Origin of the sequence: Nocardia sp. NPDC050412 (assembly GCF_044458825.1) — a bacterium.
Taxonomy (GTDB): domain Bacteria; phylum Actinomycetota; class Actinomycetes; order Mycobacteriales; family Mycobacteriaceae; genus Nocardia.
Window position 1 is genome coordinate 99,748 of sequence record NZ_JBITIJ010000011.1, and the last position, 13,432, is coordinate 113,179.

At 64.9% G+C, this 13,432-nt stretch carries 15 protein-coding genes; 9 read left to right on the forward strand and 6 right to left on the reverse strand.

Annotated features, from left to right (window positions below):
- Nucleotides 1-313: 313 nt before the first annotated feature.
- Nucleotides 314-1,240: an alpha/beta fold hydrolase gene (locus tag ACIBI6_RS28425; protein WP_396958382.1), complete on the forward strand. Its 927-nt coding sequence runs from the start codon at nt 314-316 to the stop codon at nt 1,238-1,240.
- A 209-nt stretch (nt 1,241-1,449) separates the two neighbouring features.
- A complete protein-coding gene (locus ACIBI6_RS28430) occupies nt 1,450-2,211 on the forward strand; it encodes a MerR family transcriptional regulator (RefSeq protein ID WP_364349339.1) in 762 nt (253 codons plus the stop codon).
- Between the two features lie 549 nt (nt 2,212-2,760).
- Here the strand turns inward: ACIBI6_RS28430 and ACIBI6_RS28435 are convergent.
- The gene (locus tag ACIBI6_RS28435; protein WP_063040920.1) at nt 2,761-3,213 is read right to left on the reverse strand and encodes an Lrp/AsnC family transcriptional regulator; all 453 of its coding nucleotides are present in this window, start codon (nt 3,211-3,213) and stop codon (nt 2,761-2,763) included.
- Between the two features lie 144 nt (nt 3,214-3,357).
- Between ACIBI6_RS28435 and ACIBI6_RS28440 the strand changes: the two genes are divergently transcribed.
- On the forward strand, nt 3,358-3,990 hold the full coding sequence (locus ACIBI6_RS28440; protein WP_396958383.1) for a DMT family transporter: 633 nt from the start codon (nt 3,358-3,360) through the stop codon (nt 3,988-3,990).
- Here the strand turns inward: ACIBI6_RS28440 and ACIBI6_RS28445 are convergent.
- Together ACIBI6_RS28445 and ACIBI6_RS28450 are read right to left on the reverse strand one after the other, a co-directional pair.
- Nucleotides 3,917-4,645 (reverse strand): cation transporter, encoded by a 729-nt coding sequence (locus ACIBI6_RS28445; protein ID WP_396958521.1) that lies wholly within the window; start codon nt 4,643-4,645, stop codon nt 3,917-3,919. The two genes, ACIBI6_RS28440 and ACIBI6_RS28445, sit on opposite strands and share 74 nt — an antisense overlap.
- A 17-nt stretch (nt 4,646-4,662) precedes the next feature.
- Nucleotides 4,663-4,992 (reverse strand): ArsR/SmtB family transcription factor, encoded by a 330-nt coding sequence (locus tag ACIBI6_RS28450; protein WP_396958384.1) that lies wholly within the window; start codon nt 4,990-4,992, stop codon nt 4,663-4,665.
- A gap of 137 nt (nt 4,993-5,129) precedes the next feature.
- Here ACIBI6_RS28450 and ACIBI6_RS28455 point away from each other — a divergent pair, with 137 nt between their 5' ends.
- The 5 genes from ACIBI6_RS28455 (at nt 5,130) to ACIBI6_RS28475 (ending at nt 9,269) form a co-directional block, all read left to right on the forward strand.
- Nucleotides 5,130-6,509, forward strand: a complete 1,380-nt coding sequence (locus ACIBI6_RS28455; RefSeq protein WP_396958385.1) for a serine hydrolase domain-containing protein — start codon at nt 5,130-5,132, stop codon at nt 6,507-6,509.
- Between the two features lie 39 nt (nt 6,510-6,548).
- The gene (locus ACIBI6_RS28460) at nt 6,549-7,280 is read left to right on the forward strand and encodes a MerR family transcriptional regulator (RefSeq protein ID WP_396958386.1); all 732 of its coding nucleotides are present in this window, start codon (nt 6,549-6,551) and stop codon (nt 7,278-7,280) included.
- Between the two features lie 345 nt (nt 7,281-7,625).
- Complete coding sequence (locus tag ACIBI6_RS28465; protein WP_396958387.1) at nt 7,626-7,976, forward strand: hypothetical protein; 351 nt, start codon at nt 7,626-7,628, stop codon at nt 7,974-7,976.
- 349 nt (nt 7,977-8,325) lie between these two features.
- Nucleotides 8,326-8,823: a DUF6301 family protein gene (locus tag ACIBI6_RS28470; RefSeq protein WP_396958388.1), complete on the forward strand. Its 498-nt coding sequence runs from the start codon at nt 8,326-8,328 to the stop codon at nt 8,821-8,823.
- On the forward strand, nt 8,820-9,269 hold the full coding sequence (locus tag ACIBI6_RS28475; protein WP_396958389.1) for a TY-Chap domain-containing protein: 450 nt from the start codon (nt 8,820-8,822) through the stop codon (nt 9,267-9,269). Before ACIBI6_RS28470 ends, ACIBI6_RS28475 begins: the two co-directional genes overlap by 4 nt.
- 397 nt (nt 9,270-9,666) lie before the next feature.
- On the opposite strand, the gene ACIBI6_RS28480 is transcribed toward ACIBI6_RS28475, so the two are convergent.
- On the reverse strand, nt 9,667-10,143 hold the full coding sequence (locus ACIBI6_RS28480; protein ID WP_396958390.1) for a MarR family winged helix-turn-helix transcriptional regulator: 477 nt from the start codon (nt 10,141-10,143) through the stop codon (nt 9,667-9,669).
- Between the two features lie 70 nt (nt 10,144-10,213).
- Here ACIBI6_RS28480 and ACIBI6_RS28485 point away from each other — a divergent pair, with 70 nt between their 5' ends.
- Nucleotides 10,214-11,137 (forward strand): alpha/beta hydrolase, encoded by a 924-nt coding sequence (locus ACIBI6_RS28485; RefSeq protein ID WP_396958391.1) that lies wholly within the window; start codon nt 10,214-10,216, stop codon nt 11,135-11,137.
- 358 nt (nt 11,138-11,495) lie between these two features.
- On the opposite strand, the gene ACIBI6_RS28490 is transcribed toward ACIBI6_RS28485, so the two are convergent.
- Entirely contained in the window at nt 11,496-12,353 is an 858-nt protein-coding gene (locus ACIBI6_RS28490; protein ID WP_396958392.1) for a hypothetical protein, read from the reverse strand.
- Between the two features lie 153 nt (nt 12,354-12,506).
- Entirely contained in the window at nt 12,507-13,337 is an 831-nt protein-coding gene (locus tag ACIBI6_RS28495) for a hypothetical protein (RefSeq protein WP_396958393.1), read from the reverse strand.
- Nucleotides 13,338-13,432: the final 95 nt, after the last annotated feature.

A 13,432-nucleotide genomic window follows, 5' to 3' on the forward strand; every position in this document is an offset into this window, starting at 1 on the left:
CCGCCGCAAAAGCGCATCCCCCACATCGCAGAGACGCTGACGATGGTCGAAGCTGACGCAAGCGGCGAGACAGCGGGTGCTTTCACCATCATGGATTCCGTTCCATTCATCGCAATTCATTCCGACGGCAGCGCAGCATCCGGCATGAGCACGTGTCGCGGTGAACTTCCGATCGGTCGCAGGCTGCGCGTTGATCAGCGTGTGTCGCGGTGAACTTCCGATCGGTCGCAGGCTGCGCGTTGATCAGCGTGTTTCGGATACTGCGGCGAGAGGGGTTGACCCTGACCCTGCGTCAGGGTTGGAGCCTTGTCGCATGACGAATGACATCACTTCCTCGACTCGGCTCGCTCCGCCGATCGGCGGATTCCAAAAAATCGACGGCCGCCGGGTTTTCGTACATCGGTCGGGCCGCGGCGGACCGGCCGTCGTGTTCCTACCCGGTGCGAGCGCGGTCGGCCTGGACTATTTCGGTGTCCAGCAACACGTTTCGCAATTCACCACGGCTGTGGTCTACGACCGTGGCGGCACGGGCTACAGCGATCGCCTGCCGCTGCCGCGCACCGCCGCCGCGGTGGCCACGGAACTGCGCGAGTTGCTGCGCGCCGAAAACATCAGCGCTCCCTATGTTCTGGCGGCACACTCCCTCGGCGGCTTCTACGCGCATCGGTTCGCGCAGTTGTACCCGCGGGACGTGGCGGGACTGGTCTGGATGGACGCGCTGCACCGCGACTGGGACGACTTCATGCCGCCCACAGCGAGTCTGGCCGCGGCCGAGCAGATGGCAGCTGATCCGGAGCAACTCCGGCAGATGCGCCCGGCGCTGCGCGCGCTGCGCGCCGAGTTGCTCGCGGACTACCCCGAGCACATACGGCAACCGCTGATCGATGCCAAGGCGAGCGACGAATGGATGCGGATCGGCATCGCCGAACGTGCCGGCTTGACCGATCTCGCCACCGAACTGCGAACGGGACCAAACATCCCCGATGTCCCGGTGGTCGCGCTCACCGTCGTGGGCAACGACCCCGCCCAGCAGGCGCTGACCTCGCAGGAGATGAACGACGCCAAGACGAGAATGGACGCGGCCCTGGTGCGCGCGGTCTCGCACGGGAAACAACGCATCCTCTCCGACACCCTCCACCACCGGCTCTGCTTCGACCGTCCCGATGCCGTGGTCCAGGCAATCCGCGACATCGTGGACCAGGCGGCGCTCACCCACCCCGCCAGCGTGCCATCCCCCTGAACTCGGCACGACCATGCCCGACGACGGACGAGAGTGGACGCGGCATGGGCGCGGTCTCGCACGGGAAACAACGCATCCTCTCCAACACCCTTCACACCGACTCTCGTTCGACCGCCCCGACGCCGTGGTCCAGGCAATCCGCGACGTCGTCGACCGGGCTGCGCTCACCCACCCCGCCAGCGTGCCATCGGCCTAGACTCGGCCCGACCATGCCCGACGACGACAGGACAGCGGTGCTGACCATCGGCCGGCTCGCGGCGACCGCAGGCGTGAGCGTGCGCGCCGTTCGCCACTACCACCACGTCGGCCTGCTACCCGAGCCCGAGCGCGATGCCTCCGGCTACCGCCGCTACAGCGCGCAAGCCGCGGTGGATCTGATCCGGATCAGGACCCTCGCCGACGCCGGTGTTCCGCTGGCCCGTATCGACGCGCTGCTGCATGCCCAGCCGACCGAATTCGCCGCGGCCATCACCGACATCGACGCCGAATTGCAGCGCAAGATCGACCAACTCACCGAATACCGCAGCCGCATCGCCGACCTGGCAAGCGGTGAAAGCCTCGTCCTACCCCCCGAGGTGGTCGCCATCCTGAACCGGATGCGCAGTCTCGGCGTCGGCGAACGAAGAGTACGAGCCGAGCGCGACTCGTGGATCCTGCTGCAGGCGCTGGACCCGCAGGCCATGCCGCAGCGGATACGGGAAAAGACCGCGGACCTCGACGACCCCGAGACGACGCGGCTGTATCTCGCCTGCGATCAAGCAGTCGACTGGGAGCCGCACGATCCACGCCTGGACCAACTCATCGACGACCTGGACGCATGGGAAATCCGACACGAACGAGACGGCAGTCGACCAGAAAGCCTGCAGCTGATCTCTTCCCGGATCTCCGAAGCGTCACCGGCATGGCAACGCATCATCGAGGCGCTCACCCACCGCGCCGAGCGCCGCCGAACCACCGAGCACCACAGCTGAAACCGACACCGAGGTCATCTCCGACAGTAGATGCAGGATTTCAACGAACGCCAACTCAGCGCGCCCACCGGGCATGTCCAGGTGCAGCAGGTTGACCAGACCGTTGTCGGCATCCCTACACAGCACCGCCCCGTAGTCGGTGGTCCTATAGCACGCTCGATATTCCCAAGGGCCGCAAGATGACCCGGAAGAAGTTCCAGCGTCATCGGTGACAGGTCGAGTTCCGTCGCAACTTCCTCGACGGCGGCCCCGTCACCACACAGTCGGTCCGGCAGCCCCAGGGTAACCGCGACCCGCAGAGCCATCGGTGTGGCCGAACCCGCCAGATTCCGGATCGCGGCGACGTTGTCTTCGTTCACGAACGGTGGCACAACCGGAATCAGATCCCGCACGACCCGGGCCCTGGACACACCTCCGCCGGGTCAGGCCGCAACGCGCCGCGGTGCACCCAGACAGCGGACTACACCAGACCCGCCCCCAGTCGCCGATGCATGCGGTTCCTCGCCAGGCTGACCGTCGCGGGTGGGCAAGGTACCGACCGGGAGCGCTTCAAATCGGCTCGATGACGCTCTTGCGCAGGTGCCCGTAGACCACCGACGTGCGTACGTCCGCGAGTTCCTGCCGCACGGTCAGCTTGTCCAGGACCACCGCGTGCAGATGGTCGGTGTCGCGAACCGCCACATGGAGCAGGAAGTCTTCGGTGCCGGTGAGCACGAAAACTCCGATCACCTCGGGCATCCGCGCCACGAAGGCCTGGAACTGCTCGATGATCGCGCGCGTCGGCGGCCGCACCCGCACGGCGATGATCGCCTGCAGGCCCCGGCCGATCGAGGGTAGGTCCACCTCGGCGTGGAATCCGAGCAGCACACCGCGCTCACGCAAGGAGCGCACCCGCTCCAGGCACGTGGAGGGCGCGATGCCCAACTCCTGTGCCAGGTCCCGGTTGGTTCGCCGACCGTCTTGCTGCAGAAGCCGCAGCAACGCCGAATCTAGTTCGTCCATATTCCGTCTCAATCCCCAGATACCGAACTTAGTTTGGTCAGCATCCCATTTTCCCGGACTAATTGCTAGCTTGCTCGCAGTATTCCGTTCATGATGCGCTTCCCGCGATGCGGCCGGGCGGCGATGAAGTAAGGGGTTTCAGTGGTGGACGAGCACAGGACCAAGGTCTTGGCGATCAGTTCCGTCGTGGCGGCCGCGCTGTTGTGGAGCAGTTCGTACGCGGTGACCAAGCAGGTGCTGGCCGACGTCGGGCCGTTGACCATAGGGGCAATCCGCTTCACGCTCGCCGCCATGCTGCTCGGGATCATGGTGCGCATGCGCCGCAGCCCGGTCGCGCGGCCGGATGCCCGTCAGCGGCGGATGATCTACCTGAGCGGCGTGCTCGGCATCACGGTCTACTTCGTACTGGAGAACATCGGCGTCGAAATGTCGACCGCCGCCGACGCCTCTCTGATCGTGGCCACCTACCCGCTGATGACCATGCTCGTGGAGCTAGTGGTCTTCCGGGCCAGGATGCCGCTGCTGCGGGTCGGCGGCGTGCTGCTCGCCACGGCGGGAGCCTTCCTGGTCGTGCGCAACGGGGCGGAAGTCGGAGGCAGCGCGCGCTGGTTCGGCGATGCCCTGCTGCTGCTCGGCGGGCTGGTGTGGGCCGGGTACAACGTGCTCGGCAAGTACGCGGGACGCGGGCAGGACGCGGTGAACCTCACCTACTACCAGACCGTCGCGGGTGCCGCCGGCTTCCTACTCGCCTCGCTCCTGGAGATCGGGGATTTGTAGCGGCCAGGCCAGTGGGCGTGGGGCAACAGGTGTCGCCGTGCCAGGCGTTGACGCCTTCCTTGACGGCGATGGCGGCGATGAACAGGGCGGCGATCGGGTCTGCCCACGACCAGCCCAGTAGCAGGTTCGCCAACAGCCCAACAAGCAGGACCGCCGACAAGTAGGTGCAGAGCAGGGTCTGTTTGGAATCGGCGACCGCGGAGGCGGAGCCTAATTCGCGGCCGGCGCGGCGCTGCCCCCACGACAGCACCGGCATAATCACCAAACTGACTGCGGCGAGAGTGATTCCGATCGGCGAGTGCTCGGCTTCGCCGAGACCCAGCAAGCCGCGGATCGAGTCGACAGTGACATAGGCCGCGAGAGCGACGAAGGACAACGCGATGATCCGTAGCGCGATCTTCTCCCGCTTCTCCGGATCGGATCCGGCGAACTGCCAAGCGACCGCCGCCGCGGAGGACACCTCGATGACCGAGTCGAGACCGAACCCGATCAGCGCCGTCGAGGAGACGCGAGCGCCTTCGGGGAGGGCGATGATCGCCTCGATCACGTTGTAGGAGATCGTTGCGGCCACGAACCAGCGGATCCGTCGCGCCAGCAGCCCCCGCCGCTGGGGCGACGGACCCGACAACGCGAGGGCCGACGGTAGTGACGGCATGCCCAACGGCGCCGACATCAGCAGCACCCCTGGTCGTCGGCGGCCGAGCAGTAGGCCGGATCGACGGCCAGCACCAGCCCGAGCAGATCCTCCAGCGCTGCCGCGATGCGTGAGTCGGCCAACTCGTAACGACTGCGCCGCCCCTCCGGCACCGCCACCACCAGACCACAACCGCGAAGACAGGCCAGATGATTGGACAAGATCTGACGAGTCACCCCGATCCGTGCAGCCATGTCCGAGGGATAGGCAGGACCGGTGCGCAAGCTCAACAGAATCTGGGTGCGGGTTGGGTCCGACAGCGCGTGCCCGAAACGGGCGAGCGCGTCACCGTGCAGAAGAGTCTTCACAACCGGATAGTACAGATTTCCATGTATTCATTTCAATCTGAACTTTTGCCGCCGACGCGAGCTTGGCGTATGACGGTCGGCGAGTTTTCACCTAGGGGCTTGACCTTGCCCCTGGGGCAGAGTTCGAGCATGGTGGCATGAACGAGATAACCCAGGAACTTTCGGAATTCGTTGCGGCCTCGGCCGAGAAGTTGGGCGTGCCGGGTGTCGCCGTCGGGGTGTTGGCCGGTGGTCGAGAAGACTTCGCGTGCCACGGAGTGACGAGCGTGGACAATCCGCTTCCGGTGGACCGGGACACAATGTTCGTGGTCGGATCTGTGAGTAAGACATTCACCGCGACCGCGTTGATGCAGTTGGTCGCCGACGGCCGGGTGGAGTTGGACGCGCCGGTGCGGCGGTATGTCCCGGAATTCGCCGCCGCTGATGCGGCCACGGACGAGATCACCGTAATGCGGCTGCTCAACCATACGGCGGGGTTGGAATGGCGCCTCAGTGACGACACCGGCGAAGGAGACGACGCCTTAGCCCGGCACGCGGTGAAACTGGCCGAGTCGCAGCTGATCGGAAAACCGGGAGCGCGCGCGTCGTACAGCCAGGCGGGCTTCAACCTGGCCGGCCGGATCGTCGAGAACGTCACCGGATCGAGCTTCGAACGGGCCATCGCGTCGCTGTTGTTCGAACCGCTCGGGCTGGCACACAGCTGCTACGCGGTCAACGACGTCATGACCCGGCGGTTCGCGGTGGGCCACAACGTCGATGCGAACGGTGCGCTCGCGGTCGCCAGGCAGTGGAAGGACAACCGCGCCAACAACCCCGGTGGCGGCGTGGTGACGTCCGTAGGTGATTTGCTTCGTTGGGCGCGGTTCCATCTGGGTGACGGCCGGACCGAGGGCGGCGAGCGCATTCTGCCCACCGAACTGCTGCACCGGATGCGGGAGCAGACGGTGCAACTGCGTGGGAGCACACTGGGTGACGCGTTCGGCATCTGCTGGTTCCTGCGCGAGGCGGACGGTGTCGCGACCATCGGGCATGGCGGGTCGGCCAATGGCCAGTTCGCCGACTTGCTCGTCGTGCCGGAGCGGAATTTCGCCGTCGCCGTGATGTCGAACGCGGGCCCGGACGCGGGCCTCGCCTTCAACCGAGCCGTGGTGAAGTGGGTGCTCGAACACTACCTCGGCGTAGTTGAACGCGACCCGGAACCGCTGCCCTACGAGAGGGCACGGGCAACGGAGATCCTCGGACATTATGACAACGAGATGATGCGGCTCACCCTCGCCACCGACGGGACCGGCTTGACGATCGAATGCGCCATCAAACCGGAGATACGTGCCGCCGCGGACACCCAACTGCCGCCCGACCTGCCACCCGCTACTCTCGGCCTGCTGCCCGGTGACGCCGACGAGTACATCGTCACTGGCGGCGGTCTGCAAGGACAACGCGGCTTCTTCACCCGTGACGAATCCGGCGCCGTGGCCGGAATTGATCTCGCCGGTCGGCTGTTCGCCCGGGTGCGATGACAGCCACGGATAGGTGACACACCCTCGAAGGAGACGCGCATGATCACAATCGGCCAGCTCGCGCGGTATGCGGGCGTGACGATCAAGGCCGTGCGCGTCTACCACGAGCGCGACCTGCTCCCCGAGCCGCCGCGCGACTCCTCCGGCTATCGCCGCTACCGTGCCGAAGACGCCATCGATCTGGTCAAGATCAAGACACTGGCGCAGGCCGGCGTGCCCTTGGCGCGTGTCAAGGAATTGCTCACCGCGAACTCCGACGAGTTCGCGGCGGCGATCGCCGAGATCGACCGCATGCTCGCCGAACGCGCCGAGGAGATCCACCGAACCCGTGAGCGGATCGCCGAATTGAGTTCCGGCGACCGACTGTTCGTGTCCACCGAAGTCGCCGAGTACCTCGATCGCCTGCAACAACTCGGGGTCAGCGACCGGGCAGTCCGGATGGAGCGCGACCTCTGGATTTTGCTGCAATCGGTCGCCCCGAAACAGGCGGCCGGCTGGATCGCCGACAAACTCGACGCCATCAACGACACGGAATTCGCAGCCATCTACCTCGACTACGACGCAGCATTCGACTGGTCCCCCGACGACCCGCGCCTGGCGAACCTGGCCGACCGCACCCGACGGTGGCTGACCGGCAGACGCACCGGAGCAGGCCGGACAACCCCGACGTTGGATCCGAAGCTGATCCGCCTGGTGAACGAATCCGTAGGAATCACCTCGCCCGCCTGGGAACGGCTAGCGCAGATCACCCAGAATTCCACTACCGCGTAACGCTCGCGTTTCAGCGTCAGATCCGCCCGGATATCCCTCAATCCCCGATCCGCGCTCGATCCTCTCACTTGCTCGTGTTCACCGCTTTTCTGCTGCAGCACCGTCATCCCCACCCGACAGCGCGAAAGCCAGGCGATCGACCCGTTATCCCGCGCCTCGGGAACAAGCCCGTGGGTCCAATGGGAAAAGGCATCGAGAACACGTTGCCGCTCGCTTACCAGCCGCCCTCGATCCGCATGATTCTGCGGCAAAAACCCAGGTATTACGATCTCCTATGGTGAAGACGAAGCCAGACGCCGCTCGGTAGAGTAACTGAGATTACAACTTTGAAATTGGAGCAGATTCGTGCCGAGTACGTCGTTCCACGGAAGTATCGAAACCGGTAATCCAGAAATTGTCGAGCAGATATTAAGGTCGTGGATTTCGAACGACGAGCTACGTATGCAGCCTCGCCGAGGATGGGAAACGCATTACGAAACAGACGACTTCGAACTGCTCTGCTATGAGGCATCGCCGCAGAATCCGCCTAATTACTTCCTCCTCGAAGGCCATATCGATGGCGATGTCGAAGCCGCCGTTTCCCGGCTACATGAGCTTGCCGAACAGTGCCGAAACGCGAAACTCGAATTCGGCGTCGACTATGCGGAAGTCGATGCGGCCGGTAACCCGTTGAGCGAGGAACACACCATCAGCTGATCCAGTGGCCCGAGATGGATCCAGATGCTCAACCAGGCCTCTGCTAACGACCCCGCCTCTACGCCAGCAGCTAACACATTTCCCTAGCCCCGGTCACCCGGAAAGACACTGACCAGATTCCACGCCACTCTCAAATCGACCAAACATGTACAGTCGCGCCGAGTTCGGTATGGTTCCGCAGTCGTAGATACTCGTCATGCACGCGGTCCTCGCGGTAACAACGCGTGAGCGTGACGAGCCAGTCGATTTCGGCGGCCATGACCGTGACATCGATCGGGTTGGCGATTGTCGGATCTCCGGTCTTCACGTAGTACCGGCCGTCCGATCCGGCGATATATAAGGAGAATCCATGACGGGATGGCGTGCGCTGACCGATGGCGAGATAGTCGAATTGGCTACGGGCTTGCGGTCGTTGGACTGGTCGTGGCAGTTGCAAGAGGTGCCCGCGATAGCGGCAAGGTTCGACTGGAAGGTATTGATGACCCGAGCGGATTGGGTCATGCTCGACTGCGGTTTCGGGCTGAGCAGCGGTGTGGTGACAGGCCGCGATGGAGTAGCTGAGTCTATCGAGTTGATGGTGACAGACTCCGCGAGCGAGGACCCGACCGGCCGAGCAATGGTGCGTGACGCGTTCGTCAGGATGTCCGACGCTATAACCGGCGCTCTCGGCGAACCGACCGCCCGCATGCCGGGGGAAGCCGCAGAAATACGTTGGGCTTTTTCGGAAACAACCTTGCGCCTGAAGAATCTGAGTCTCGCGCATACTGTTCAGCTGACGTATCAGACGAACGCCTCGCTGGCCGCTCTCGATAGATCCATCGAATTCGAACGGCAGGGCCTGATATGACGGATTGGACGGAATTCACCGAGCGACTGGCCGAGCAATTAGCGGTACTGCCCGCAGGCGCGATCGTAAAGATCGTCGAAGCGGGGGTCCCCCCAGGCCAGCAACGATTCGCGCAGTTCGCGCAGACCGACAGCGAGCTACTGGCCGAATTGGTCGGCGATGAGTTCCTCGAACCCACCGCACGGCCTGACGAAACGGGATACCGGCTGATCACCGAGTCAGGCTGGCAGGAACCCGATGACGACCATGGCCCTTACTGGTGGATCGAGCTGCCTTGGCCGGTCTATTCCGCCATATACCGCCAGTTGGCGGCGATGGTGGTGACCGGACTCCGTGACGCGTTCCGAATCAGCGCCCCAGAGTCGTTGACCTACGCCGCATGGAACAAGAACGCGGACGAACGCGACCTTCACCTGCCACTGCTCGGGCTGGCACGTCAGGATTGATCGGTTGTCATTCGAGCTTTAAGGACTCGCGATGATCGCGCCGATGAGCGCAGTCAGGGATCGGTGTCCAGGCCAACTCGGCGGTCTCGCCGTTGGGCTCGGGCTGCAGCCGGCCGCCGATGATGCGGACCCGATAGAAGACGCCCACATTTTTTAGTGCGGCGGCGGGCCAAAGCCGACAGCGCAGCAGGGAACCGCACGGTCTCGAGGCGACAGCCAGGTGTTGCCCTGCACCTGCGTCCTGAGCCAGTGATTCGTCCTCGAGGCAAGCGCCTGACCTGGGTGCGGAATGTCGAGTGGCGAACTGGTCATTTGAGATGTTTGCTGCTGACCCCGGATTCGAGGTTTCTCGCCATTGGATCTTGCCGAGTGAGGATCCGTGGAACGCGGTCCCGCTTCAGCCGATTGGCGTGCCGATCTGGTCGCGTTGCAAGACGGAACGCAGCTCCGAAAGGGTCTGCGCGGCAGCGGTTATCGGGGCATCCGCGAGTGCGTCTGCGATCAGCTCGGTCAACCGCTCGGAAAAGGTCGCTTCTGCCGCGTCCGCCAGCTGCAGGCCGTTGTCGGTCAGGGTCAGCAGTGAGGACCGGCGATCGGACGGATTCGGTTGGCGGGCGACCCATCCCTGCCTTTCCAGGCGGTCGATGCCCTTGCTGATGGCACCGATGCCTGCGGCGAACTCGGCGGCCAGGTCTGCCACCCTGGCCCCGGGGTGGTCGCGCAGGTAGCGCAGGGACTCGAACTGTGAGGTGACGATTCCGTGTCGCTCGCGGAGACGATCGTTGAGGGCGTTGTACAGACGCGTCTCGCATCGAACGAGGTCGGCGAAGAACCTCGGGAGGTCGACCGTCTGACTGCTCGCTTTGGATGCCACGGCATGTAGTCTAGCATTACATGCCGTGGCATATAGTGCCGTGGAAGGTACTTTCGGTAGGAGTAAACGCGTGAGCAAGCAACAGCGGACACAGGTCGACACGATGCTGCGGCAGCCCCGGCCCGAGGGTCCACAGTCGGTCGAGGCGATCCGAGCCGGATTCAAGGCACTGATGGCGCAGATGATCGTCCCCGACGGCTTGCGCACAACGAAGACGATGCTCGGCGGCCGACCCGCGTTGCACATCGAGCCGGGCAACGGCGCGCGCAGCAGGACGATCCTGTACTTCCATGGCGGCGGCTTCGTATTCGGCTCGCCCGAGACCGCGCTGTCGCTGACGGGAAACCTCGTGTCCAAGACTGGGTTCCGAGCATTCTCGCCGGACTACCGGCTCGCCCCCGAACACCCGTTCCCCGCCGCGATCGAAGACACACTCAGCGCCTACCGCGCCCTCCTCGACAGGGGCGAGGACCCGTCGACCATCGCGTTCGCCGGGGACTCCGCCGGCGGCGGCCTCGCCGTCACCACCTGCCTCGCCGCCCGCGACGCCGGTCTCCCGATGCCCGCCGCGATCGTGGCGTTCTCCCCCGGCCTCGACGCCACCCGCACGGGCGAGAGCATCGAGACCAAGGCGGGCATCGACCCGATCTTCACCCGCGAGGCACTAGATCACACCGGAGCCATGTACCTCGCGGGAGCGGATCCGCACCAGCACATGCTCAGCCCGGCCATCCTCGCGGACCTGACCGGCTTCCCGCCGATGCTCCTGCAGGCGGGCACCAACGAAATGCTCCTGGACGACTCGACCCGCATGGCCGCCCGCGCCCGCGCAGCCGGAGTGGACGTAATCCTGGACATCACCGCCGACGTCCCCCACGTATTCCAGTCCTTCGCCGGCATTCTCGACGAGGCCGACCGGGCACTGGACCGCGCGGCCCACTTCCTCACCCAACACATCCACACAGACGAGACAGCGGCCGTGTCAGCCCAGTAAGACCAGGTGTCGTCCGTCTGGCCATAGAGCAGACCGAGCGGCTTTCGCAGGGGAACACTTCGCGCTGCACGCCGATCCATCCGCTGACGTCCCGAGCAACCCGTACTGACAGAAGTTGGGCATGAGCAAGATTCAGCCGCAACGCCTCTGTCCGTTGCCAGTTGATCTGGTGTGTGGTCTCGCCGATGAGCTGCGTTACGTCAGGTATGGGCAGATTGTCGCGGTCGGTTTCCGCCGGATTGGTGACCGCGACCCGAGGTGCAACGCCCTCATTTCGAGGGAGCTAGGTCAGCAGGAAGGGAGTGGATCGGTGCCGGGATTCGAGCCCATGACGCGGATGACGGTGTCGGCGAACGTGCTACGACTTCTTCAATCCGTCCAACGCCCTGCGGGCTTGGTTTTCGGCGATCGTGGCGAGCTCGTCCCGGTTCACCGGGGGTTCGCCCTTCGCGCGCAGGACAGCGACTTCCACTCGTATCGAGACATTGCTGTCCTGCACGCCCACGATGTAGGTCATTCCGTTGCTGGTGTCCGTGGTCGCGGTATGCCAGTAACCCTGGGCGCCGATTCCGGTGATCTCGCCCGAGGCCCGCCCCGATCCGGTGGCGGCGGTGTCGGTCTGTTTCCAACGGTCGTAGGCGAGGGCGGCCGCGGCGCCGGTGAGCTGGGCCTGGAGGCCGATGCCGGCTTCGTCGACGGTGGCATCGTCGGGGACGGTCGAGGGGCTGGTGTAGCGGATGGCGCAGTTCAGGTTGCCGCCGTCGGAGTTATTCGGCGGGAATTCCTGATGCACAGGGGCTTGTCTCGGGGTGGACGACCACCTGTGCAACGGCGTGGGATCGACAAGATCGCACGCGTTGGTGATCCCACTCATCGAATAGATCCCCGGCGCCGGTTCCTGGCGGGATGTCGTGGCCGGAGCCGCACTGGACGAGGCCGCGGTGCTGGACGGGGCCGGGGCAGCGGCGGACTCGCTGTCTGTGTCGCCGACGAAGACACCGATCACCACACCGAGACCCAGCACCACCGCCAGCCCGAGAACACCGACAACGATCAGACCCGCTCTGCCGCTGCCGGTCGGCGGCGGGTACGACGGCAGTGGCCCGTACCCCCGACCAGGTGGGCCGTATCCGGTAACGGGCTGACCGGGGGCGGCCCCATACACGCCCGAGTCCGGGGCACCCCAGCCGCCAACTGGCGGATCGGTTTGTCGCACAGCAGGATCCGGCGTCGACCGATCGTCAGGTCCGCGCTGGGAATCGTTCATCCCCATAGCCCCTCCGGTTCCGCAACGGCTCCCCGTCGATCTCAACTCCGACCCGATCGTAATCCAGCCACCCGTCCGCACCGTTCCACTCGAGTCGCCGGTCTACTTCTCCCGCAGACCGTCCAACGTCCTGCGGACCTGGGACCTGGCGATCGAATCGAGTTCCTCCCGCCGCACCGCAGGAGAACCCTGCTCACGCGTGAGGGAGATCTTCACCCGCACCGAGACATTGCCGTCCTGCACACAGACGATGTAGGCCATGTTCGCGACGAGGTTTCCTCTGACTTCGGAGTACCAGTAGCCCTGATTGCCGATTCCGGTGACCTCACCGGAAGCCGACTCCGCTTCGGGTGTGGCGACGTCGGCGTGTTTCCAATGGTCGTAGAAGGGCGGCGCCGCACCGTTGGTGAATTCGGCCTCGACGCTCATGCCGGCCTTGTTCATGGGGAACTCGCCGGCGGTCGCGCTGGTGTATCCGGCATCGCACTTCAGGCTGCCGCTCTCGTAGGCGGTTGGCCGCCTTTCCCTATGCTCGGGCGCACCTTTCGGCGTGGGCGACCACGTGGTCAACGGCGTGGGATCGACAAGGTCGCAGGCGTTGGTGATCGCATTCATCGAATAGGTCCCCGTTTCCCACCGGGCAGTAGCCGAGGCGCCGGCGGACTCACTGCTACTGTCGCCACCGCCGACGACGATGCCGATCACAACACCGAGCCCCAGCACCACCACCAGACCGAGAACACCGGCGACGATCAAAGCCGTTCTGCTGCCGGTCGATGGTGGCGGATACGACAGTGTCGGCCCATATCCTTGGCCAGGTGGCCCGTAGGGCATGCCCCAGCCGCCTGCCGGCGGATCCGGTTGCCGCGCAGCGGGATCGACGCCACCCAGCATAGGAGGCCGACCACCAGGTCCGCGCTCGGAATCGGTCATCCCCGTAGCCCTTCGATTCCGCAACGGGCTCCCCCGTCGCCCCGCAACTCGAACCGATCGTATTCCCGCAACCATCGTCACGGGCAGCAACGGTC